Below are 23,562 nucleotides of genomic sequence, written 5' to 3' on the forward strand. Positions count from 1 at the left end.
TGCTATAAGGAAGTGTCAATCATGAGAAAACCAATTATAGCTGGGAACTGGAAAATGAACAAAACACTTGGCGAAGCGGTTAGCTTCGTTGAAGAAGTCAAGTCATCCATTCCATCTCCTGACAAAGTGGAATCAATTGTCTGTGCGCCAGCACTTTTCCTTGAAAAGCTAAACAGCCTTTCTAACGGAACAGACCTTAAAATTGGTGCACAAAACATGCACTTTGAAGAAAATGGTGCATTCACTGGTGAAATCAGCCCTGCTGCGCTAAAAGACCTTGGCATCGGCTACTCAGTGATCGGTCATTCAGAGCGCCGTGAATTCTTCGCTGAAACAGATGAAACAGTGAACAAAAAAGCACATGCTGCATTCAAGCATGGCATCGTTCCAATTATCTGCGTAGGTGAAACGCTTGAAGAGCGTGAAGCTGGCAAAACAAATGAACTTGTCGCTGATCAAGTGAAGAAAGCACTAGCTGGTTTAACGACTCAGCAAGTCGCTGAATCTGTCATTGCATATGAGCCAATCTGGGCGATCGGTACAGGGAAATCTTCTACAGCGAAAGATGCAAACGACGTTTGCGCGCATATCCGTCAAACCGTTGCAAGCGAATATGGTCAAGAAGCGGCAGACAGCCTTCGCATTCAATATGGCGGAAGCGTGAAGCCGGCGAATATTAAAGAATATATGGCAGAATCCGATATTGACGGTGCTTTGGTAGGCGGCGCAAGCTTAGAACCTCAGTCTTTCGTTCAATTATTGGAGGAAGGTCAATATGAGTAAGAAACCAGCTGCATTAATCATCTTAGATGGATTCGGTTTAAGAGGCGAAACAGTCGGTAACGCTGTTGCCCAAGCAAAGAAACCGAACTTCGACCGCTACTGGAATGAATTCCCGCATCAAACCTTAACGGCTTCAGGTGAGGCAGTAGGCCTCCCGCAAGGTCAAATGGGGAACTCTGAAGTTGGGCATTTGAACATCGGTGCAGGACGCATTGTGTATCAAAGCTTAACAAGAGTGAATGTTGCCATTCGTGAAGGGGAATTTGAGAAAAACGAAACGTTCCTAGATGCAATGATTTATGCAAAAGAGAATGACAAGGCCCTTCATTTATTCGGTCTCTTGTCAGACGGCGGTGTGCACAGCCACATCCAGCATCTCTTTGCCCTGCTGAAGCTGGCGAAAAAAGAAGGCTTAACAAAGGTATACATTCATGGCTTCTTAGACGGACGTGATGTTGGTCAAAAGACAGCCAAAGTGTACTTAAAACAGCTTGAAGAACAAATCAAAGAAATCGGTGTCGGAGAAGTGGCAACACTTTCTGGACGCTATTACTCAATGGACCGTGACAAACGCTGGGATCGTGTGGAGAAAGCATATCGCGCGATGGCGTATGGTGAAGGCCCAAGTTATCAAAACATTTATGATGTCGTTGATGACTCCTATGAAAATGGAATCTACGATGAATTCGTTATTCCATCTGTCATCACGAGAGAAAATGGTGAGCCAGTTGCAAAAGTAAACGACGGAGACTCTGTGATTTTCTATAACTTCCGTCCAGACCGTGCGATCCAAATTTCGAACACCTTCACAAATGAAGATTTCCGCTCATTTGATCGCGGGGAAGCACATCCGAAGGATTTACACTTCGTCTGCTTTACACACTTCAGTGAAACGGTTGATGGCTATGTCGCCTTCAAACCAGTGAATTTGGATAACACAGTAGGAGAAGTGCTTTCTCAAAATGGATTGAAACAGCTGCGGATTGCTGAAACAGAGAAATATCCTCATGTGACGTTCTTTATGAGTGGTGGGCGTGAAGAAGAATTTCCTGGTGAAGACCGCATCTTGATCAATTCGCCAGATGTGGCAACCTATGACCTCAAGCCAGAAATGAGCGCTTACGAGGTAAAGGATGCACTTGTTGCAGACATCAATGCTGATAAGCATGATGCGATCATCCTGAACTTTGCTAACCCGGATATGGTTGGTCATTCAGGTATGCTCGAGCCAACAATCAAAGCCATTGAAGCAGTAGATGAGTGCTTAGGAGCTGTAGTCGACGCAATCCTAGCAAAAGGCGGACATGCCATCATCACGGCAGACCACGGTAACGCAGACGTGCTGATAACCGAAGAAGGCAAGCCGCATACTGCACATACGACAAACCCTGTTCCAGTAATCGTGACGAAAAAAGGTGCAACGCTTAGAGAAGGCGGCATTCTAGCCGATCTATCTCCAACGCTTTTAGACTTACTTGGTCTTGAAAAACCAAAAGAGATGACAGGAACATCATTGATTCAGAAATAAAAAAATTGATTCAAAAGGAGAGAAATAACGATGCCATACATTGTTGACGTATATGCACGCGAAGTATTAGACTCTCGCGGTAACCCAACAGTTGAAGTAGAAGTTTACACAGAATCTGGCGGCTTTGGCCGTGCATTAGTACCAAGTGGTGCTTCTACTGGTGAATATGAAGCAGTAGAACTACGTGACGGAGACAAAGACCGTTACCTTGGAAAAGGTGTTCTGACAGCTGTAAACAACGTAAATGAAATCATTGCACCAGAACTTTTAGGCTTTGATGTAACAGAACAAGTAGCGATTGACAAAATGTTAATCGAACTTGATGGAACAGAAAACAAAGGGAAATTAGGCGCAAACGCAATCCTTGGCGTATCTATCGCTGTAGCACGTGCGGCTGCTGATTTCTTACAAATTCCACTTTACCAATACCTTGGTGGATTCAACTCCAAAACGCTTCCAGTGCCGATGATGAACATCGTCAACGGCGGAGAGCATGCGGATAACAACGTAGACATTCAAGAATTCATGATTATGCCTGTAGGTGCACCGAACTTCCGTGAAGCACTTCGCATGGGCGCACAAATCTTCCATAGCCTGAAATCTGTATTAAGTGCAAAAGGCTTAAACACAGCTGTAGGTGACGAAGGCGGATTCGCTCCAAACCTTGGTTCTAACGAAGAAGCACTTCAAACAATCGTAGAAGCGATTGAAAAAGCTGGTTTCAAACCAGGTGAAGAAGTGAAACTTGCAATGGATGCTGCATCTTCTGAGTTCTACAACAAAGAAGACGGTAAATATCATTTATCAGGCGAAGGTGTTGTGAAAACATCTGCTGAAATGGTTGACTGGTATGAAGATATGGTATCGAAATACCCAATCATCTCGATCGAAGACGGCCTTGATGAAAACGACTGGGAAGGTCACAAACTATTAACTGAGCGCCTTGGCAGCAAGGTTCAGCTAGTAGGAGATGACTTATTCGTGACAAACACGAAGAAGCTTTCTGAAGGTATTAAAAATGGTGTCGGTAACTCTATCCTGATCAAAGTAAACCAAATCGGTACATTAACTGAAACATTTGATGCAATCGAAATGGCAAAACGCGCAGGATACACAGCAGTCATCTCTCACCGTTCTGGTGAAACAGAAGACAGCACAATTGCAGACATCGCTGTTGCAACAAACGCTGGACAAATCAAAACAGGTGCTCCGTCTCGTACGGACCGTGTGGCGAAATACAACCAATTACTTCGCATCGAAGATCAATTGGCTGAAACAGCACAATATCACGGCATTGCAACATTCTATAACTTGAATAAATAATGCCAGCTACGCGCTGCGTCCCGCTCTTTCATGAGAGCGGGACGCAGCGTTTTTTTTGTGTTGAGCGAAATCCGATAGCTAATTCATTTGTCTTATCCTATTTTTGTAAAAAATCCTCCTTCAGTTAGAGAAGAAGTCAAAATCCCCTCCATTTATAAGCACTAAATCATGAAAAATCGACTAAAAATATGATCTGAAATGAACTTATGCTTTCTGTAAGGGGGTGGTATCATTTTACATATATTAGGGGGTGATGAGATGCTGAATCCTTTTAGCCTTCGTTTTCCAGTAGGTGTGTATATGTATGTCCTTCACCTATTGGCGGCATATGATGAAAGGAAGCAACGAATTCTGACTTCTAAGAATGTACAGAAAAACGCATTTTGGATTTATGTCCTTGCCGCTATATTGGGCATTATTTCACTTGGAGCATTGATTTGGGCATGTAAGACCTTTGGAAAGGGCTCCAAATTTTTAGGAGAGTTCAAATTATTAGGCATGTACGTTAAAATCCAATGCGGGTTCTAACAGGGATGAGAACAGATGCAAGGTCATCTGTTCCATCTGAAACAAACGGAGGGATATGATGCTGACATTACAATTACAAGAAAAAACGTATAGCCGCACCTTCTCTCTCCGCAATATTCAAATGAACGTGGAGAAAGGCCGGACGATGCTTCTTTTAGGGCATAATGGTGCAGGAAAGACAACGATGATCCAAGCCATGTTTGGGCTGACGCCATTTACTGGGTACGTTTCCTTACATGGCGAACAGCTGAACCTTCAATCCTCAGCTCATATTTCCCTTTTGAAAAAACATGTTTCCTATATTCCTGACGATCATGCGTTGTTCGATTATTTAACACCGAGGGAATACTTTCAATTACTTCAGCTGCCAAATGAGCAAGATGTCACACGAGAAGAGACATTCACCGATTTGTTTGAGCTGAGTCCATATATGGATCAGCCAATCGCTCAGCTGTCCCATGGCAATCAAAAAAAAACACAAATCATTTCGCAGCTTCTCAGGCCATGTGATTATTATGTGTTCGACGAGCCAACGAACGGACTTGATCCAGATATGATGATTATCTTAAAAAAGGTGCTCATGAAGCTGAGAGATCAAGGCGCTGGCATTCTGATATCAACTCATCATTTGAGCTTTGGTGATACATTATATGATCATCTCATGATCTTAAGAAATGGTGACGTCAAGTTGAATATGTCCCGCCAAGAGACGAATGAGACATTTCCTCATCAGGCACTTGAAGAGATTTATAAAGAAGTAAATCGAGATTACTATATGCAGGTGGAGAGGTTACTCAATGATTTGGACACGACACGTTCTTCATAAAATAGAATGGGGCATGCTGACAGCGAAAGGAAAGCAGCTTGGAAAAAAGTATCCTTTGCAGCTTCTCGCAGCTGCCGTTTTTCTCTTGCTGATCTATGCGATATACGTTGTCATCAGCCTGCGCTTTTACATGCAGGTAGGTGAAAGTGAGCCAGCTACGCTATACCTCCAATTTGTCAAAATGTCGCTCTTACTATTAGGGGCAGGTATTGTGTTATCCCGCAATAAATTGAAGCGCCAAGAATATCAATTCTACTTTTTAAACAGTGCGATTCAGAGTGTGCCATTTATCCTTTGCGTGTATTTCTTTCCAGTGCTCTTTTGTTTCCTCATGGCTGGACTGCTTTTTTTACCGACTATAGTAGGTCTTTTGATCACGGATGTCACCCCATCTCTGTATTGGATCATCGTTGTCTGCATCACATGTTGCATATTGGCACTTTATACGGTCTCTTCATGGATGCTGCTGCGGATCGGTGTGAGCCATTTCGTATCAAAAACAAAAGAGCATTTGCTGCTTCAAACGATCGGCTTTGCGGCGCTTCATGTACTAATATTTCTCCTTTTTCAAAAAGCGGTGGAGATGATCCATGTATGGCCGGCTGTCTATCTGTTGTTACTTGTCATCATCCTAAGCGCTGGATGGCTATGGGTGAAGGGTTTAGCAGCTTGCTATGTTCATCAGATGTTTTTGCAGCTGAAAAAAGAGGTGAAGTCGTTTTCCTACCAGAAAATCAGAACGCACTCTTCCTTTCTGACGCATCTGCGGCAGGAATTGGTCTATTTCAGCCGATCAGCTGTTTTTAAAGAGCAAGGCATTTTGTTTCTCTTTCTCATTTGTTTGACGGTGGGGCTGCCATTTGTTTTTACCCCGGCAGAAACTGGCTGGCTGTATGCCTTTATTGTGCAGTTTGCGTTAAAGGAAATATTGATCATGCTTCCGCTGATGATTGGCAGGGAATATCATATCAATCAAAGGGCCATCTTTATGTTAAATACATCAAAGGGCGCTTATTTAATGTCGAGAATGTTATTTTATTACACCATTAATCTGCTGACATATTTTGTGTATATTGGGCTTGCCTATTTGGTGATCGGTATTGAAAGTGAAGGTCATGGATTGGCGAGTTTGTCCATTTTATTGATTACCGCCATGGCGGCCTGTACAGGGTTTGTCGTGAAAATCAGTGATTTTAATAAGCTGTTTGTGATCGTGTTGATGATTGCTGTATTCAGCTTTATCGATATGCTTTTATTAGAATGGCTTTCATCTGATGTATCTCTTCTCGCCACCGCTTATCTGCTTGGTTCACTTGCCTTTTTCAGTTGTATATATGCTGCGATGTTAAAAAGGCCTGTATTGCGATGATGGGGCTTGTCATTAGTTTACTAGCGGTTGTGCTCATTCACGAACTCGGTCATATGTTGATGGTCATGGTGTGTAACAAATTCGAAAAAAGACCCCTTTTTGATTTTGTGATGATGATTGATTGGAAGCAAGTGGCGATCGTCCATGAGACATTTGCCCGGCCGAGCTTTAATCTGATGGTGGCACTTGCGGGTCCGCTGTTTCCTGTGCTCTGCTCGAGTATGCTTTTTTTAATGTGGAAGCATCCGGTGAGTCATCAGCTGCTGTTTTTTTCTTTACTGAACACTGTGATGCTGCATCCAGCTTGCCCAGACGGGAAAAATATCACAGCCAGTTTAAAAGAGATGAAGGAGAGAAAAAGATGATCAAAGTATTTCATTCGTTTTCTAGCGGCTTAACACTTGCGATGCTGTATATATTTGCTGTGTTTATGACCCCTGTCTTTTTACTGCTGCTAGAGGTCAATCATGTTGAATCAAGTCCAACACTGTTTGGTATGCCATTTTATATCATGAAAATTGAAGAGTATCAATTCAGCTCAGAGGCGACGCTTTTTGGATGTGTTGTCTGCTTTTTAGCTGGCGCTGTGCTATACTTTTTCATTCAATATGTGATTCAAGCTGTGAAAAAGCGAAGAGCATAAAAAAAGCAGGCTGAGCAAATAGTCAGTCTGCTTGAAAAGTGAGAGACAGCCGTACCATATCCATACATTGAATCCCGTTTTCATAAATCGGTTCATCATAATGCTTAAGGAAGAAATCGCGATCGATCGAAGTCAGGCGGAAGCCGCATTTTTGATAAAGTGCGAGCTGCTGAATACTCGAGTTGCCTGTGCCGATTTCAATCCTATGGAAACCAGCGGCTTTCGCTTCAGCGATCGCATGACGGATCAGCTGTTTCCCAATTCCCTTTCCTTGCCATGACTCCTTCACAGCAACATTCATGATTTCGACTGTATGCTGAGGTAGCGATGATAGCACATAAACACCAATCACATCCTCTTCATGAAAGGCGGCATAACAAGAGCCGGATTGCACATACGCGAGAACCTTTTTCTTTGAAGGATCAGCTAATAGTAAAAGATCCATAGGGAGAGATTGATCATGAGATAATGGTCGAATCTGTATCACATGTTTTCATCCTTTCTATTCTTTCATATACCCTTGTTTCACGCCCCAATCATATTGGTCCTGTACCCACCTGAGAGGGAGGGTGATGAGTGACATTCGGGTCTTTTTTGACAGTTGTTTTCCTAGGAGTCTGTGCGGTCTGCTTATTCGCTTGAGCAGCAGTTTTTGTTGCTCTTTTTGAAGCTGGTCGACTTTCACCTCAAGCGCTTTAAGCTGTTTGACCTCTTTTTCATAGGCTTTCTTTTTTGAGCTTTTTTGTGACGGTGGCTATTTGCTTTTTTTGATCATCGTTTTCATGCTTCATATCCGTTTGATCTGATTTTAACTTCGAAACCTGCTTAGTGTTCGTTTTGCTTTCTTGCTGATGTTTTTCCTCTGCTGCTGCCAAACAATCCAGCCAGCTGCGCCTAACACCGCAACAGACAGAAGAATGATCGTAATGGTTTTTTCAAGTGTGAACCCCTTTCTAAACCTCTATTATCATCGGTTAAAGATAAACAGGTTTTAACATCAAAGGGAATATTCACATCAGATTGGCAGACACTATGAAAAAAGGAGGGTGTCTGTTGATTGCCTTTATGATTCATGTTGTGGTCTCATTATTTGCTGTATCAAACCCCATTGGAAACGTGCCTCTTTTCATCACCTTAACAGAAGGCTATACAGAGAAAGAACGCGCTCAGACAGCCAAAAAAGCCATCGTGGTCTCTTTCATTATTTTGATTGCCTTTCTATTGGCAGGCAGGCTCATATTCAAATTGTTTGGGATCGATATTCATGCACTCCGCATCGCCGGAGGTATTTTTATTTTTGGTATCGCTTACAATTTGCTGAATGCAAAAGAATCACACGTCCAAAATCCTCATTCGGAGGAAAAGGCAGAAAGCAAAGAGAAGGCAGATATCTCCGTTACGCCGCTGGCAATCCCGATCATCGCTGGGCCCGGTACAATCGCTACAGTAATGAGTTTAACCCCGGGAAGTCAAGGGATGCTCCACATGTTTTCGATTCTAATCGGCATTGTCATTGTTCTTGCCATGACGTATTATGCCTTTCATTATTCCAGTTTCATTATGCGGAAAATGGGGAAAACAGAGATGAATGTTGTGACGCGTTTGATGGGATTAATTCTTGCTGTAGTGGCAGTTGAGATGATCGGCGCAGGCTTAAAAGGGATGTTTCCGATGTTTATGTCATAAGTGTATATAAAAAAGCTGTTTTTTTTCTACAATGATGTAAAATAAAACAGCTTTTTTTAAGGTTTCGGCACATGCTTAAATACTTCTTCACTTTCAAAGAATTCAATTAAGCGGCTAATCCAATCATAGTAATCAAGACTTTCCTTGATTTCTGAAAGAAGCAGATTGATTTTATCCTCTGTTTCTTCAGGTAAGTCGTCCTGTTCAAGCAGCTCTTGCAATTCCTTGCACGTTTTCTTATGTGCTTTACGGTTTTTGCTGACAACTCGGGACCAATTGGCTGCAAACAATGAAATAAACGTTTGGTATTGATCTTGCTCAACTTCATAAAGATCTTTACGTATTCCTTTTTCATAAACCTTTTCCGCAATATTCAAATCGAGCATTTCTCGAACGACTTGACTCATCCTCGTTTTGCTCATGCCGGTCGCCTCTGATAGCTCTTCCAGCGTCATTGGTTTACGGTTCATGTGAATGATACCAAGCACTCTACCCACTGTAGAAGAAAGACCAAAGGCATTCATGTTCTCCGCAGCTTTTTCAATATAATGATCCTGTGCTTTTTGAATGGCGCCTAACGCTTGCTTGTCCACTCCCCGCTTCATCCCTTCACGACTGACAATTTGTAACACAATATATCATATACCTGTTTGTTGATGAAAACAATAAATATTGAGTAATTGCTAGTAATTTGAAGGAAAAAGGAGAGATCTCTAGATATTACAGCGTTAACTGAAAATTTTATATAAATCTTATGCAATACAAACACATCATAAACTTTTTATTTTATAAAGTTTGCACTATAATGAATAAGGTGTAAATTTTCTGAATATATAGATCCAACTAATTGGAGGTGTCTCATTTGCTGAAACTAGAGAATGTATCTAAGACGTATAAAGGCGGAAAAAAAGCTGTCAAAAATATTGATTTAGAAATAGCAAAAGGAGAATTTATTTGTTTTATTGGACCGAGTGGCTGTGGTAAGACAACAACCATGAAGATGATCAACCGACTCATTGAACCTTCCTCAGGAAACATTTTCATCGAGGGAGAAAATATTATGAAAAAAGATCCAGTTCAATTAAGAAGAGAAATCGGTTATGTGATTCAGCAAATTGGACTGTTCCCCCATATGACCATCGCGCAAAACATCTCACTTGTGCCGAAGCTCTTAAAATGGCCGGAAGAAAAACGGAAAGAACGAGCTCGCGAACTGCTGAAGCTCGTCGACATGGGCCCGGAATTTTTAGAGCGCTATCCTCATGAACTCAGTGGAGGACAGCAGCAGCGCATCGGAGTTCTTCGCGCACTGGCAGCAGAACCCCCTCTGATCCTCATGGATGAACCATTTGGTGCACTTGATCCAATTACACGAGATACATTGCAGGAAGAATTTAAGAAACTGCAAAAAACGTTAAATAAAACCATCGTATTCGTCACACATGACATGGATGAAGCCATTAAACTCGCTGACCGAATTGTGATTTTAAAAGATGGAGAGATTGTCCAAGTAGGCACACCTGAAGATATTTTGCGTAACCCCGCCAACGAGTTCGTAGAAGAATTCATCGGAAAAGAACGCCTGCTTCAATCAAATCCGAATATGGAACGTGTAGAACAAATGATGAACACGTCACCAGTCACCATTACAGTCGAACAAACGTTGACTGATGCCATCTACATCATGAGAGAAAAGCGGGTCGATTCCTTGCTTGTAGTAGATGAACATCATGTGCTAAAAGGCTATATCGATATTGAAACAATCGATGCGAACCGCAGAAAAGCGGCTTTCGTTGGTGAGATCTTAAATACAGAGTTCTATACTGTACAAGAAGGCGCACTTCTAAGAGACACCGTTCGGAAAATCTTAATACGCGGTATTAAATATGTACCGGTTGTGGATGCCAAAGGGCATTTAAAAGGCATTGTAACACGGGCAAGTCTTGTAGATGTTGTGTACGACTCTATTTGGGGAGACGATACGCCGGCGTCTGCCATTGAAATGAACTAAGGGAGGTGGACACATGGATCAAATCATCGATTTTCTAGAGAAAAATGGTGGGGAACTCCTCACAAAAATGTGGGAGCATTTATATATTTCCTTAATTGCCGTCGTGCTAGGAATTATCGTTGCCGTTCCTTTAGGCGTCGTTCTCACACGAATGAAACGAGGCGCAGGTTTTGTTATCGGTGTCGTGAATATCTTTCAAACACTCCCTAGTTTAGCGATTCTTGCATTTTTTATTCCTATTTTGGGGGTGGGGAAAATACCTGCAATCGTTGCGCTCTTTTTCTATTCGGTATTGCCTATTTTGAGAAATACGTATGCCGGCGTCCAAGGTGTAAACAAAAACTTGCTTGAATCCGGTAAAGGGATCGGTATGACCACATGGGAGCAAATTCGTCTTGTTGAGCTCCCGCTTGCTGTACCGATCATTATGGCAGGTGTCCGAACGTCAACGATTTATTTAATTGGCTGGACAACACTTGCTGCTTTTATCGGTGGGGGAGGTCTTGGTGACTACATTTTAATTGGACTTCAGTTATATCAGCCGGAATACATTATTGCGGGTGCCATCCCAGTCACTATTTTAGCGGTCATCATTGACTTTACATTGATGAAGCTGGAGAAAAAAGTAACACCAGAAGGCTTAAAAGGATTGAAGGAAGTTTCATAAGGAGTTGGCTTATGTGAAGAATCGAAAAACAAGATGGATCAGTGCACTGCTTGCCGGATGCTTGCTATTGATAAGCGGCTGTTCACTACCTGGACTAGCCGGCTCTTCAGGCAATACGCTGCGAATTGGAGCACAAAACTTTACCGAATCAGAAATTATGGCCTACATGGTTAGCGATATCATCGAACATTACACAGATAAAAAGACAACCATTGTGAAAAACCTAGGCTCTAATACCGTACAGCAGAAAGCAATGGAAAACGGAGATATCGACATTTCTGCCACAAGATATACAGGGACAGATTTGACGAGTACGCTTGGAATGGATGCGGAAAAAGACCCGGAGCGTGCGATGGAGATCGTCCAAAAAGAATTTAAGAAACGCTATGATTACAAATGGTTTGATTCCTATGGCTTTGATAATACGTATGCCTTTGCCGTGACGCAAAAGATGGCGAAGGAAAACAAGTTAGAAACCGTCTCTGACTTGAAAAAGAATGCGAAAAATTACCGGTTCGGTGTCGATAATATTTGGCTCAAAAAGAAAGGCGACGGTTATGAAGGATTCGTGAAAACATACGGAATTGAATTTGGAAGCACGTATCCAATGCAGATTGGTTTAGTCTATGATGCATTAAAAAATGAAAAAATGGATATTGTGCTTGCCTATTCAACAGATGGACGAATTAAAGCCTATGACCTCAAAATTTTAAAAGATGATAAGCGGTTTTTCCCGCCATATGATGCATCGCCAGTTGTCCCGGAAAAAGTCCTAAAAGAGAACCCAGGGCTTGATAAGGTGATCAACAGGCTGATCGGAAAAATCGATACAGAGCAAATGCAAGAGCTTAACTATCAAGTCGACGGGGAGCTTCAAGAACCAGCCACCGTTGCGGAAAATTTCCTGAAAAAGCACAATTACTTTGAGTAAGATGGGGAGGTGTCACGGCTGATGGACACACTGCAGCAATTATGGACGTATTATCAGCAGAACGGTTCATATGTGTTAGAAGAATTTTATCGGCATTTTCTCATGTCAGCGTATGGGGTGCTGTTTGCGGCGATTGTCGGAATTCCAGTAGGCATCTTTGTGGCGCATTACCGTAAGCTGAGCAATTGGATCTTCGCCATTACCAATGTTATACAAACCATACCGGCGTTAGCGATGCTTTCCGTGCTGATGCTTGTATTAGGACTTGGCGCAAATACAGTCATCTTATCACTCTTTCTGTATTCGCTTCTGCCGATCATCCGCAACACGTATACAGGGATTGTCAGCATTGAACATGCTTATTTAGAATCGGGTAAAGCGATGGGCATGACGAAATGGCAAGTGCTGAGAATGGTTGAATTACCGCTTGCTTTATCGGTCATTATGGCTGGTTTAAGAACCGCCCTTGTCATCGCCATCGGCATTACAGCGATTGGGACATTTGTTGGTGCGGGAGGTCTAGGTGATATCATCATCAGAGGATCAAACGCCACAAATGGAACAGCCATCATTTTAGCAGGTGCTATTCCAACTGCGCTCATGGCCATTATCGCTGACCTAGTCATGGGCTGGCTCGAACGCTATTTAAGCCCAACTAACAAGAAAAAAGAAAGAAAAGCATTAGCTGCAAAAAACATCACATCTGCTTAAGCGGTTAAAAAGACAAAACCTCCCTTACATCTGTAAGGGAGGTTGTTTTATGATGATCAGGCGGTTCACATGCAGGTATTTTATGATTCAAGCGTGATCCATTCAGAGGACCACTTCGAAATTTCCTCAAAAACGGGTGCAAGGGAACGCCCCATATCAGTTAAAGAATACTCAATGCGCACGGGTGTTTCAGCAAAAACCTCCCGTTTTACAATGCCTGCTGCTTCCAGCTCTTTTAATCTCTCAGATAATACTCTTCCGCTTAAATTTGTCAGAGCAGCCTCAATTTCACTAAAGCGCTGCGGACCTGAGAGAAGCTGAAAAACAATCAGTGCAACCCAGCGTTTACTCAATAACTCAACTGCTTTTTCAAACCGCGGGCACATGTCAGATTGATTCATCTTTCTTCACTCCAATCTGAACTCATTATACCGTAAATCTGTCATAAATCAGCTCGAAAAGCTTGTCAATGCTCAAAACATTCTATGATGACGAACGGCTGTTTAACATAAATAACAGATAGCGGTTAAGATCCTCTATTTCTTTTTTCGAAAGAGTTGACCAAATGTCTCCATCAAATATTTCGAGATCACCAAGTTCATATAGCGCTGCAGCTTCCTTTATTTTGGATAATGCCATTTCCTCTTCCTTCAACTGATGGACAGAAGAGGCTTCCTCAATATAGCCCGCAGCCTGCATCATTTCCTCATAAGGGACCTTTAATGCACCGGCTAGTTTTTTAATCGTAGGAGGCTTTGGAATACCGCGTTTCCCGTTTTCAATACGAGAAATACCAGCAGCGCTGACCTCTGAATACATCGCTAATTGGTTCACTGACAGCTTCTTTTCCTCACGTAATGCTCTTAAATATGCACCAAAGTTCATCAAGGCAAAACCTCACATGGTTATAGATTAGATATGTCTATTTTACCTGATTTGTTGACTATTGGCAACAAGTATACCATGAAAATATTGACATTAGTTAATAGTGGATGTACATTAGGTTTATGCCCCGCTATTTGTTCGCCTTTTTTTGGTTGATGAGCGTGAGAAAGTATTCATTCAGCTGGCTGATGTCTTGTGCGGAGAGCCTTTCCCATTTGTCCCCATCAAAAATGGGAAGATGTTCTACATCCTTTTGAAGCGCCGTTTGATAGATTTTCAACATGGATTCATATTTTGGTTTCATTTCATGAACTTGCTCCTGTTCAATATGACCGGCAAGCAGCATTAAATCCTCATAAGGCACCTTCAAGGCATGTGCTAATTTTTTGATAGTCAAAGGTTTTGGCACACCGCGCTTTCCATTTTCAATACGAGAAATACCAGCAGCGCTTACACCTGAATACATGGCGAGTTGATTGACAGACATTTTTCTATTTTCTCTTAAAATGCGTAATTGTTCACCAAAGTGATTCATGACATCGAACCTCACATTTCAGTATATGACTTATTTTAGTATGATCATTGACCAAAGGAAATAGCAGAGGGGTAAAAGTGTTGACTTAAGTTAATGGTCTGTTTCAAGTGAGCACCTGCACGTTGTACATATTGATTCCATAGGAGGTTGTAATGATGGTCGAAAAGATTCAGATCAGGCGGGCTTTTGTCATGCAGTATATGATCGAAAACGATATGTCTTTAAATCAGCTCGCTGATGAAATTGGCATTTCTCCTGCCACACTCAGCAGGGTATTAAATGGTCACCGGAAACCAGGCCAGCTTGTCATTGGCAAAATGATTCATTACTTTGATAAAAAATTTGAAGATCTATTTTACTATGAAGATATTGACAAAAGTCAACGAATGAAATGATCAAGGAGGCAATGTCGTTGAAAAGAACTGGGATGGTCAGACATATTGATTCACTAGGCAGAATTGTTCTGCCTTCAGAAATGCGCAAGGTGCTCAATATTAAAGAAGAGCAGCTATTAGAAATTTTCATTGAAGATCAAACCATTATGCTGAAAAAATATGATGCAGATAAGAGCTGCCTGTTAACTGGACAAGTGACGAAGTATAACAAAAGCTATGGAAATGGGAATGTGATGCTGAGTCCTGAAGGAGCTGAACGTTTGTTAGTAGAATTAAAACAGCTATTGAAAGAAGAAGCAACCCGTTAAAAACGTATTTTTAACCGAAAATTGCATATAAAAAATGCTGCATACTACTCTTTGGAATGAAATTGAATCAAAATAACGAATAAAGTCGACAATATAGAGGGAATCTTTATTTTGATGTTTCGTGACATGCACCTTGTTTTCATGTAAAATAAAGTTATGTGTACCAGTTTGTCTGGAGGTGTTTTCATGCACGCATTTGTTATCACATTACTCGTAATTGTCAGTATCGCACTTATCATCGTTGTATTGTTACAATCAAGTAAAAGTGCTGGACTGTCAGGCGCTATTTCAGGTGGAGCCGAGCAGCTTTTCGGTAAGCAAAAAGCGAGAGGCCTTGACTTGATACTTCACCGATTAACGGTTATTTTGTCAGTGCTTTTCTTCATCTTAACACTTGCATTGGCATATCTAGGCGTGTAAGGCGCGAGTAACAGAAGGTCTGATCTTTTTTCAGACCTTTTTTTATTATCAGCACTCTTTTGTGTTTGTTTCATACATACAAGTGGAAAATATAAACCATATCAGAAGGAAAGGAAGTCACATCATGAAAGTTGTTACACCGAAACCATTTACGTTTAAAGGTGGAGAAAAGGCGGTGCTTCTTCTTCACGGTTTTACTGGGAATACAGCCGATGTTCGAATGCTAGGCCGTTATTTGAACGAAAGAGGGTATACATGCCATGCACCTCAATATAAAGGACACGGTGTGCCGCCAGAAGAGCTTGTCCAATCTGGCCCGGCTGACTGGTGGAAAGATGTAGAAGAAGGCTATCAATTCTTAAAAGATGAAGGCTATGAGGAAATTGCGGTTTGCGGACTATCCCTCGGAGGAGTTTTTTCATTGAAATTAGGTTACACTGTACCTGTAAAGGGAATTGTACCTATGTGTGCACCTATGTACATAAAAAGTGAAGAAGTCATGTACCAGGGTGTACTAGAATATGCCCGTAACTATAAGAAATTCGAGGGTAAGTCAGAGGAGCAGATTGAACAGGAAATGGAAGAGTTCAAGAAAACGCCAATGGATACACTCAAAAGCCTGCAAGAACTGATTGCAGATGTCAGAAACAATGTCGACATGATTTATTCACCTACTTTTGTTGTTCAGGCACGTCACGATCATATGATTAATACAGACAGTGCGAATATCATTTATAACGAAGTAGAGACAGATCAAAAGCATTTGAAATGGTATGAAGAATCAGGCCATGTGATCACGCTTGATAAAGAGCGTGAGAAGGTTCATCAGGATGTATATGCATTCTTAGAATCACTTAATTGGTCAATTTAAATATATAGGGGGTTAGAGTGTGCAAAAAGAAGAATTTATGGATGAATTACTCGCTTTTATGAAAGATGAAGCTTATAAACCGTTAACCGTTCAAGAGCTGGAAGTGATGATGGAGATTACCAATCCTGATGATTATAAAGAGCTCGTCAAAGCACTTGTGATGCTGGAAGATCAAGGACTCATCGTTCGCACGCGCAGCGATCGCTACGGTGTACCAGAAAAAATGAACTTGGTAAAAGGAAAGCTGTCTGCTCATGCAAAAGGTTTTGCATTTGTGACACCAGAAGAGTTTGGACAGGATGATATTTTCATTCCGCCTAATGAGCTAGGCACAGCGATGAATGGTGATACGGTCATGGTTCGTGTCAGCCACAAATCAAACGGAACAAAAAAAGAAGGAACTGTCATCCGAATTCTGGAGCGTAATACTCAGACGGTTGTCGGTACCTACACAGAAACGAAAAGCTTTGGCTTTGTCATTCCTGATGATAAAAAAATCACAACCGATATCTTCATCCCGAAATCCGCTAAAAATGGAGCGGTCGAAGGGCATAAAGTGGTCGTGACGCTGACAAGCTACCCAGAAGGAAGAATGAGTGCAGAGGGCGAAGTGACTGAAATCCTCGGTCATAAAAATGACCCTGGCATTGATATTTTATCGATCATTCATAAACACGGCCTGCCAGGTGAGTTCCCAGAAGAAGCGCTTCAGCAGGCAGTAGACACACCTGAAACGATTGATGAAAAAGACCTGGAAGGCAGACGTGACTTGCGCAACGAAACAATTGTAACAATTGACGGAGCAGATGCGAAGGACTTAGATGATGCCGTTACGGTGCAAAAGCTGGATGATGGCAAATATAAGCTAGGGGTGCATATTGCAGATGTCTCTCATTATGTCACAGAGAACTCCCCGATTGATCAGGAAGCTTATGAGCGTGGAACGAGTGTGTATCTCGTAGACCGCGTCATTCCGATGATCCCGCACCGCCTGTCAAACGGTATTTGCTCATTGAATCCGAAGGTCGATCGTCTCACACTGTCTTGTGAAATGGTCATCGATCGAAATGGGAAGGTCGTCAAACATGAGATTTTCCAAAGTGTGATCAAAACGACGGAAAGAATGACCTATTCTGATGTGAATAAGATTTTAGTCGACCAAGACGAAGAGCTTTTAGACAAATATGAGCCGCTTGTGCCAATGTTCCAAGAGATGGAGAAGCTTGCAGAGATTCTTCGAGACAAACGGATGGAGCGCGGGGCAGTAGACTTTGACTTCAAGGAAGCAAAAGTGCTTGTAGATGATGAAGGAGCGGCGAAAGACGTTGTCATTCGTGAGCGATCTGTCGCAGAGAAATTAATTGAAGAATTCATGCTTGTTGCAAACGAAACGGTTGCAGAGCATTTCCACTGGTTGAATGTACCTTTCATATATCGAATTCACGAAGAACCAAATCCTGAGAAGCTTCAGCGCTTTTTAGAGTTCGTGACAACGTTTGGTTACATTGTGAAAGGAACGTCGACAAACATCCACCCGCGTGCACTTCAAAGTGTACTTGATGCTGTGAGGGATCAACCAGAAGAAGTTGTGATACAAACCGTGATGCTTCGTTCTATGAAACAGGCGAAGTATGATCCAGAAAGCATCGGCCATTTTGGGTTATCAACGGAATTCTATACGCACTTTACATCACCGATCCGCCGTTATCCGGATTTAATCGTGCATAGACTGATCAGAACCTATTTGATTCAGAAAAAGACAGACGAAGCAACCCTAGAAAAGTGGGGCCAGCTGCTGCCTGAAATCGCAGATCATGCGTCTACAATGGAGCGCCGTTCAGTCGATGCAGAGCGTGAAACAGATGACCTCAAGAAGGCAGAATTTATGCTTGATAAAATCGGTGAAGAGTTTGATGGCATGATTAGTTCCGTGACGAACTTTGGGCTATTTGTTGAACTGCCGAATACAATTGAAGGTCTTGTCCATGTCAGCTACATGACAGACGACTATTATCGTTTTGATGAACAGCATTTTGCCATGATCGGTGAGCGGACAGGAAATGTATATCGCATCGGTGACGAAATCACTGTCAAAGTGGTTAGTGTTAATAAAGATGAGCACTCCATTGATTTTGAAATCGTCGGCATGAAAGGCACCCGCCGTAAATCGCCAAAAGATTTCAAGTTCAAAAAACGGACAGATTCACCAGCGAAAAAAGGGCGCGGAGGTCAAAATGCCTCTGGGGATAAACCAAAGGAAGATAAAGGCGGAAGTGACTGGTTCACAGGCAGTAAGAAGAAAAAAAAGAAAAAACGCGTATTTGATAACGCTCCAAAACAAAAGCGCAAAAAGAAAAAGTAACGTGCCAAAAAGCAAATAGGGCATCACGCTCTATTTGCTTTTTGACCACATGGCGTCAGCATTGTCGAAAGCTGGATTGTTTGATAAAATAATCCGTACGATTTGGACCGTGTTTGTGTCAAAAGGAGGGTGTACGCCAATGCCAAAGGGAGAGGGAAAGGTTGTTTCCCAAAACAAAAAAGCAAATCATGACTATTTTATAGAAGAAACGTATGAAGCCGGCCTTGTGTTACAAGGAACTGAAATCAAATCGATTCGTGCAGGAAAAGTGAATTTAAAAGATTCCTTTGCCAAAATCGAGCGAGGAGAAGTGTTTCTTCACAACATGCACGTAAGCCCATACGAGCAGGGGAACCGTTATAACCATGATCCGCTGAGAACGAGAAAGCTGCTGCTTCATCGCAAGCAAATCAGCAAATTGATTGGTGCGACAAAGGAAGAGGGCTACTCACTCGTGCCTCTGAAACTCTATTTAAAAAATGGCTTTGCCAAAGTGCTGATCGGAATTGGTAAAGGGAAAAAGAAATATGATAAACGTGACGATCTGAAGAAAAAAGATGCAAAACGTGAAATCGAGCGTGCTTTCCGTGATCGCCAAAAGCAATTCTAGATTCATGCAGATGGCTTGCTGAGAGCGGAAGCATTATGCTACAATATGTTATGCAGTAAACAATCATTGCTTTTCTTACAGAAACCACCAGTTGTTTCAAGCGAAGAGATTGTTATAATAGTTATATACGGAAGCAGTTAAGCTGAACGTTTCCATCCCGTATATCCCTTTTACAAGGGGACGTTACGGATTCGACAGGGATGGTTCGAGCTTAGGCTGCGAGCCGAGAGGCGATCTCGTTAACACGCACTTAAATGTAACTGGCAAAACTAAAAGTTTTAACCAAAACTTAGCACTAGCTGCCTAATAAGCGCAGCGAGCTCTTCCTGACATCGCCTATGTGTCTGTGAGGAGCCCAATGAAGTAGGCTACGCTTACGTTTCCGTCTGAGGACGTAAGAAGAGATCCATCAGACTAGCTCTCCAAGCGCCCGTCAGCAGGCATGCGGATGAGTGAACACGAAATATGTTGACTACGCTCGTAGACGCTTAAGTAATCGATGTCTCTGGACGTGGGTTCGACTCCCACCGTCTCCATACATATGATTTCGAAGGAAATCAATGAGGTCAAAGTCCTTTCATATCAAGGGTTTTGGCTTTTTTCTATTGTCGGTGATTTATAAAATTCACAATGTAGAGAGCTAATAATAAGTGTTCTTTATATCAGGTTGACCTGAAGAGTTACCAATTCCAATGTCTTTGGTTAAAGTTTCTATTTTTTGCAGTTACGTTTTGTTGTTGGAACATTTATAATTGAATGTAATATTGCATTATATTTACAAGGTTATTGTCGGGAAAATAAATTTAAAATGAGGTACGTAACATGATCAACTTCCAAGATAAAGTAAGCTTCATTTGGTCAATTGCAGAGATTCTACGTGGGCCATATAAGCCAGAAGACTACGGTGAAATTATTTTGCCATTAGCTGTATTACGCCGTTTTGACTGCGTATTAGAAAGCACAAAAGAAGAAGTGTTAGTGAAAGCAGAGCAGTATCCAAATATGACAGATGAAGCACGTGAGCAGATTTTAAATCGTGTTTCTAAGCAAAACTTTCACAACATAAGTAAGTATGATTTTAACAAGCTATTAACAGATGCTGATAATATCGCTGATAACTTACGTGACTATATAAATGGTTTCTCAAAAGTGGCACGTGATATCATGGAGCACTTCGACTTCGATCGCCAAATCGATAAGCTTGATCAAAATGACTTATTATACTTAACGATTAAACGCTTTAGTGAAATCGATTTACATCCAGAAACAGTTTCAAACATTGAGATGGGTTATGTATTTGAGGAACTAATTCGTCGTTTCAACGAGTATGCAGAAGCAGGGGATCATTACACGCCACGTGAAGTTATTCGTTTAATGACACATTTGTTATTTTTACATGATGATGCGAGTATTTTAACGAAGCCAGGTTTAACACAAACATTGTATGACTGTGCAGCTGGTACAGGTGGTATGGGTTCAGTTGCCCAAGAATATTTACTTAATCAAAATCCAACAGCACATTTAGAATTTTTCGGTCAAGAGATTAACCCTGAATCCTATGCGATTTGTAAGGCAGACTTACTTATTAAAGGTGAAGATGCACGTAACATTCGTTTAGGAAACACGTTATCAAACGATCAATTCCCACATGATACATTCGATTACTTAATTTCAAATCCACCGTACGGAGTGGACTGGAAATCATATGAGAAAGCAATTAAAAACGAACATGAGAAACAAGGTTTTGATGGTCGTTTTGGACCTGGTACGCCTCGTACAAGTGATGGGCAGCTATTATTCCTCATGCACTTAATCTCAAAAATGAAGCCAGTCACAGTAGAAAATCCACAAGGCTCTCGTTTAGCTATTATTATGAATGGTTCGCCGTTATTTACAGGTGATGCAGGTTCTGGTGAAAGCGAAATTCGAAAGTATGTTCTTGAAAACGACTTAGTAGAAGGGATTGTGGCACTGCCGAACGACCTTTTCTACAACACAGGCATTGCAACGTACATTTGGATTTTAACAAACAATAAAGCACCACTTCATAAAGGGAAAGTACGTTTAGTCAATGCTGTAGACTTCTCGAAAAAAATGAAAAAGTCGATGGGTAGCAAGCGTAACGAAATTACGGAAGAGCAAATGAATGAGATTGTTCGTTTATACGGCGATGCACAGCCAAACGAGTACGTGAAGATTTTTGAGAATGAAGACTTTGGTTATTCGAAAATTACAGTAGAACGTCCATTACGTTTAAACTTCCAAGTAAATGAAGAGCGCTTGGCACGTGTTGTAGAGCAAAAAGGCTTTGAGAACTTAGCAATATCGAAGAAAAAAGGCGATGCAGGTCACTTTGAAATTGAAGAAGGTAAGAAGCTACAAACGCAAATTATATATGTGTTACGCACGTTAGAAAGCGATACAGTATATAAAAATCGTGACGAGTTCACGAAAGTACTAAAAGGTGCATTAAAACAAGCGGGCATTACTATCGGATCACCAGTTTTAAAGGCAATTTTAGCGGGGCTTTCTGAAAAAGATGAAACAGCCGATGTATGCATGAAAAACAAAACAGATATCGAACCAGATACAGATTTACGTGATACTGAAAACGTAACGTTAAAAGAAAACATTCATGACTACTTTGCACGTGAAGTATTACCACATGTACCAGACGCATGGATTGATGAATCAAAAACAAAAATCGGCTACGAAATTCCATTCACTCGCCAATTCTACAAATACACAGCATTACGCAGTTCAACTGAAATTATGGACGAGATTCGTGCATTAGAAGCTGAGATTGTTGAGCAGTTGAAGAAGGTGATGGGATGAGACCTTTATTTGAATTGGAGAAAACGGCAATTAATGTTGATTGGAAAGTATTAAAAATAAAGCGAGTATTAGATACGCCTATTACTGATGGACCTCATGAAACTCCAGAACTATTGGATGAAGGTATCCCTTTTTTATCTGCTGAGTCTGTAAAAAAGGGAAAGATAGATTTTAATTTAAAACGAGGATATATTTCTCGAGAAGACCATGAAAAATATATAAAGAAGTGTAAGCCACAACGTGATGATATTTTTATGATTAAGTCGGGTGCTACCACTGGCAACGTAGCTATGGTTGAAACTGATGAGGAGTTCAGTATTTGGTCTCCACTAGCATTAATTAGAGCAGATAAAGAGATAATACAACCGAAATATTTATATTATTTCATTGGTTCAGCCGCATTTAGAGAACAAGTAGAAATTAGTTGGAGCTTTGGTACGCAGCAAAATATAGGAATGAAGGTAATTGAGAATCTTTTTATCTCAATACCACCTTTACATTTGCAAGAAAAGTTGGTGCATTATATAGAAAATAAAGTAGTTCAGATTGATAAACTTATTGAGATGAAGGAACTTAATATAAAGCTATTAGAAGAACAACGCCAATCAATCATCACAGAAGCTGTTACAAAAGGTTTAAATCCGAATGTGAAAATGAAAGATTCAGGTGTTGAGTGGATTGGTGAGATTCCTGAGCATTGGGAAATTCGAAAAATAAAAGAGATAGCCAATGTCTATTCAAGTAATGTAGATAAAAAAAGTGTTGATGGTGAAGTAGAAGTTTTACTTTGTAATTATGTAGACGTTTATTATAACGATTCAATAACTGCTGACATAGATTTTATGAAGGCAACTGCTAAAGATGAACAAATTAAAACTTTTACGTTGAAAAAACATGATGTCATCATCACAAAAGATTCCGAATCATCTACAGATATTGCTATACCAACATGGGTTTCTCAAGACTTAGATGGTGTAGTTTGCGGTTATCATCTTTCATTGATTCGCTGTTTCGAAAATACATTAGGTCATTATTTATACTACACCTTAGAATCTGTTCAAATAAGAGAACAGTTTTATACAAGAGCTAATGGTGTTACACGATTTGGGCTTTCAAAAGAGGCGATAAAAAATGGTTTGATCGCATTACCACCATTTAATGAACAGTTAGAAATTGCAGAAAAGCTCTATGTCGTTAATCAAGAAGTTCGTTGTACTATTGAAAAGGTGAAAAGTCAAATCGAAAAACTAAAAGAATACCGCCAATCCCTTATCTACGAAGCAGTAACAGGCAAAATAGACGTACGTGATATGGAATTTGATGAAGTGAGGTGAA

General features: G+C 41.2%; 27 protein-coding genes and 1 other RNA gene. 22 read left to right on the top strand and 6 right to left on the bottom strand.

All coding sequences use genetic code 11. From position 1 onward, the window contains the following. Window positions 1-21: 21 nt before the first annotated feature. From tpiA to C6Y03_RS06855, 8 genes are all read left to right on the top strand, one after another. The gene (gene tpiA / locus C6Y03_RS06820) at window positions 22-783 is read left to right on the top strand and encodes a triose-phosphate isomerase (RefSeq protein ID WP_003213530.1); all 762 of its coding nucleotides are present in this window, start codon (window positions 22-24) and stop codon (window positions 781-783) included. Further along, on the top strand, window positions 776-2,311 hold the full coding sequence (gpmI, locus tag C6Y03_RS06825) for a 2,3-bisphosphoglycerate-independent phosphoglycerate mutase (protein WP_106039065.1): 1,536 nt from the start codon (window positions 776-778) through the stop codon (window positions 2,309-2,311). The genes tpiA and gpmI overlap by 8 nt, the downstream gene beginning before the upstream one ends. A 30-nt stretch (window positions 2,312-2,341) precedes the next feature. After that, a complete protein-coding gene (gene eno, locus C6Y03_RS06830) occupies window positions 2,342-3,634 on the top strand; it encodes a phosphopyruvate hydratase (protein ID WP_003212752.1) in 1,293 nt (430 codons plus the stop codon). Window positions 3,635-3,892: 258 nt separating this feature from the next. Continuing rightward, a complete protein-coding gene (locus tag C6Y03_RS06835; RefSeq protein WP_034660022.1) occupies window positions 3,893-4,162 on the top strand; it encodes a hypothetical protein in 270 nt (89 codons plus the stop codon). A gap of 58 nt (window positions 4,163-4,220) precedes the next feature. Next, a complete protein-coding gene (locus tag C6Y03_RS06840; protein ID WP_106039066.1) occupies window positions 4,221-4,988 on the top strand; it encodes an ATP-binding cassette domain-containing protein in 768 nt (255 codons plus the stop codon). Continuing rightward, window positions 4,960-6,357 carry a hypothetical protein gene (locus tag C6Y03_RS06845; RefSeq protein WP_106039067.1) on the top strand — a complete coding sequence of 466 codons (1,398 nt, stop codon included), beginning with the start codon at window positions 4,960-4,962 and terminating at the stop codon, window positions 6,355-6,357. Before C6Y03_RS06840 ends, C6Y03_RS06845 begins: the two co-directional genes overlap by 29 nt. Beyond that, window positions 6,354-6,722 (top strand): hypothetical protein, encoded by a 369-nt coding sequence (locus tag C6Y03_RS06850; protein ID WP_066030361.1) that lies wholly within the window; start codon window positions 6,354-6,356, stop codon window positions 6,720-6,722. The genes C6Y03_RS06845 and C6Y03_RS06850 overlap by 4 nt, the downstream gene beginning before the upstream one ends. After that, entirely contained in the window at window positions 6,719-7,000 is a 282-nt protein-coding gene (locus C6Y03_RS06855) for a hypothetical protein (RefSeq protein WP_066030362.1), read from the top strand. Before C6Y03_RS06850 ends, C6Y03_RS06855 begins: the two co-directional genes overlap by 4 nt. 22 nt (window positions 7,001-7,022) lie before the next feature. On the opposite strand, the gene C6Y03_RS06860 is transcribed toward C6Y03_RS06855, so the two are convergent. Together C6Y03_RS06860 and C6Y03_RS19330 are read right to left on the bottom strand one after the other, a co-directional pair. Then, window positions 7,023-7,487, bottom strand: a complete 465-nt coding sequence (locus C6Y03_RS06860) for a GNAT family N-acetyltransferase (protein WP_081311373.1) — start codon at window positions 7,485-7,487, stop codon at window positions 7,023-7,025. 229 nt (window positions 7,488-7,716) lie between these two features. Continuing rightward, window positions 7,717-7,875, bottom strand: a complete 159-nt coding sequence (locus tag C6Y03_RS19330) for a hypothetical protein (RefSeq protein ID WP_223260735.1) — start codon at window positions 7,873-7,875, stop codon at window positions 7,717-7,719. 178 nt (window positions 7,876-8,053) lie between these two features. On the opposite strand from C6Y03_RS19330, the gene C6Y03_RS06870 reads away from it, so the two are divergent. Beyond that, window positions 8,054-8,686 carry a MarC family protein gene (locus tag C6Y03_RS06870; RefSeq protein WP_106039068.1) on the top strand — a complete coding sequence of 211 codons (633 nt, stop codon included), beginning with the start codon at window positions 8,054-8,056 and terminating at the stop codon, window positions 8,684-8,686. Between the two features lie 56 nt (window positions 8,687-8,742). On the opposite strand, the gene C6Y03_RS06875 is transcribed toward C6Y03_RS06870, so the two are convergent. Beyond that, window positions 8,743-9,279, bottom strand: coding sequence for a GbsR/MarR family transcriptional regulator (locus tag C6Y03_RS06875; RefSeq protein WP_034660700.1), 537 nt, complete (start codon window positions 9,277-9,279; stop codon window positions 8,743-8,745). A 269-nt stretch (window positions 9,280-9,548) separates the two neighbouring features. On the opposite strand from C6Y03_RS06875, the gene C6Y03_RS06880 reads away from it, so the two are divergent. The 4 genes from C6Y03_RS06880 to C6Y03_RS06895 are packed head-to-tail and all read left to right on the top strand — an operon-like array spanning window position 9,549 to window position 13,006. Continuing rightward, complete coding sequence (locus C6Y03_RS06880) at window positions 9,549-10,697, top strand: betaine/proline/choline family ABC transporter ATP-binding protein (RefSeq protein ID WP_034660016.1); 1,149 nt, start codon at window positions 9,549-9,551, stop codon at window positions 10,695-10,697. 13 nt (window positions 10,698-10,710) lie between these two features. After that, entirely contained in the window at window positions 10,711-11,364 is a 654-nt protein-coding gene (locus C6Y03_RS06885) for an ABC transporter permease (protein WP_003213477.1), read from the top strand. A 13-nt stretch (window positions 11,365-11,377) separates the two neighbouring features. Further along, window positions 11,378-12,295, top strand: a complete 918-nt coding sequence (locus tag C6Y03_RS06890; protein ID WP_106039069.1) for an osmoprotectant ABC transporter substrate-binding protein — start codon at window positions 11,378-11,380, stop codon at window positions 12,293-12,295. Between the two features lie 21 nt (window positions 12,296-12,316). Continuing rightward, window positions 12,317-13,006 carry an ABC transporter permease gene (locus C6Y03_RS06895; RefSeq protein WP_034660014.1) on the top strand — a complete coding sequence of 230 codons (690 nt, stop codon included), beginning with the start codon at window positions 12,317-12,319 and terminating at the stop codon, window positions 13,004-13,006. An 80-nt stretch (window positions 13,007-13,086) separates the two neighbouring features. Here C6Y03_RS06895 and catR read toward each other — a convergent pair whose 3' ends face one another. From catR to C6Y03_RS06910, 3 genes are all read right to left on the bottom strand, one after another. Further along, window positions 13,087-13,407 (bottom strand): catDE operon transcriptional regulator CatR, encoded by a 321-nt coding sequence (gene catR, locus C6Y03_RS06900; protein WP_034660013.1) that lies wholly within the window; start codon window positions 13,405-13,407, stop codon window positions 13,087-13,089. 82 nt (window positions 13,408-13,489) lie between these two features. Beyond that, window positions 13,490-13,891: a helix-turn-helix domain-containing protein gene (locus tag C6Y03_RS06905; RefSeq protein ID WP_060597316.1), complete on the bottom strand. Its 402-nt coding sequence runs from the start codon at window positions 13,889-13,891 to the stop codon at window positions 13,490-13,492. Between the two features lie 130 nt (window positions 13,892-14,021). Then, entirely contained in the window at window positions 14,022-14,426 is a 405-nt protein-coding gene (locus C6Y03_RS06910) for a helix-turn-helix domain-containing protein (protein ID WP_034660010.1), read from the bottom strand. A gap of 152 nt (window positions 14,427-14,578) precedes the next feature. Here C6Y03_RS06910 and C6Y03_RS06915 point away from each other — a divergent pair, with 152 nt between their 5' ends. The 9 genes from C6Y03_RS06915 (at window position 14,579) to C6Y03_RS06955 (ending at window position 23,561) form a co-directional block, all read left to right on the top strand. Further along, window positions 14,579-14,821 carry a helix-turn-helix domain-containing protein gene (locus C6Y03_RS06915; protein ID WP_106030503.1) on the top strand — a complete coding sequence of 81 codons (243 nt, stop codon included), beginning with the start codon at window positions 14,579-14,581 and terminating at the stop codon, window positions 14,819-14,821. A 17-nt stretch (window positions 14,822-14,838) separates the two neighbouring features. After that, complete coding sequence (locus C6Y03_RS06920) at window positions 14,839-15,129, top strand: AbrB/MazE/SpoVT family DNA-binding domain-containing protein (protein WP_060597314.1); 291 nt, start codon at window positions 14,839-14,841, stop codon at window positions 15,127-15,129. Window positions 15,130-15,315: 186 nt separating this feature from the next. Then, the gene (gene secG / locus C6Y03_RS06925; RefSeq protein WP_003212746.1) at window positions 15,316-15,549 is read left to right on the top strand and encodes a preprotein translocase subunit SecG; all 234 of its coding nucleotides are present in this window, start codon (window positions 15,316-15,318) and stop codon (window positions 15,547-15,549) included. A 124-nt stretch (window positions 15,550-15,673) separates the two neighbouring features. Further along, a complete protein-coding gene (locus C6Y03_RS06930; RefSeq protein WP_060597313.1) occupies window positions 15,674-16,420 on the top strand; it encodes an alpha/beta hydrolase in 747 nt (248 codons plus the stop codon). Between the two features lie 19 nt (window positions 16,421-16,439). After that, the gene (gene rnr / locus C6Y03_RS06935; protein WP_060597312.1) at window positions 16,440-18,782 is read left to right on the top strand and encodes a ribonuclease R; all 2,343 of its coding nucleotides are present in this window, start codon (window positions 16,440-16,442) and stop codon (window positions 18,780-18,782) included. Between the two features lie 139 nt (window positions 18,783-18,921). Next, window positions 18,922-19,392, top strand: a complete 471-nt coding sequence (smpB, locus tag C6Y03_RS06940; protein WP_060597311.1) for an SsrA-binding protein SmpB — start codon at window positions 18,922-18,924, stop codon at window positions 19,390-19,392. Between the two features lie 176 nt (window positions 19,393-19,568). Beyond that, window positions 19,569-19,931: a transfer-messenger RNA gene (ssrA, locus tag C6Y03_RS06945) on the top strand. Between the two features lie 283 nt (window positions 19,932-20,214). Further along, a complete protein-coding gene (locus C6Y03_RS06950; RefSeq protein ID WP_106039070.1) occupies window positions 20,215-22,227 on the top strand; it encodes a type I restriction-modification system subunit M in 2,013 nt (670 codons plus the stop codon). Further along, complete coding sequence (locus C6Y03_RS06955; protein WP_106039071.1) at window positions 22,224-23,561, top strand: restriction endonuclease subunit S; 1,338 nt, start codon at window positions 22,224-22,226, stop codon at window positions 23,559-23,561. Before C6Y03_RS06950 ends, C6Y03_RS06955 begins: the two co-directional genes overlap by 4 nt. The last annotated feature ends 1 nt before the right edge of the window (window position 23,562 follow it).

Origin of the sequence: Bacillus sp. LNXM65 (assembly GCF_002998575.1) — a bacterium.
In the GTDB taxonomy this organism is placed as follows: domain Bacteria; phylum Bacillota; class Bacilli; order Bacillales; family Bacillaceae; genus Bacillus.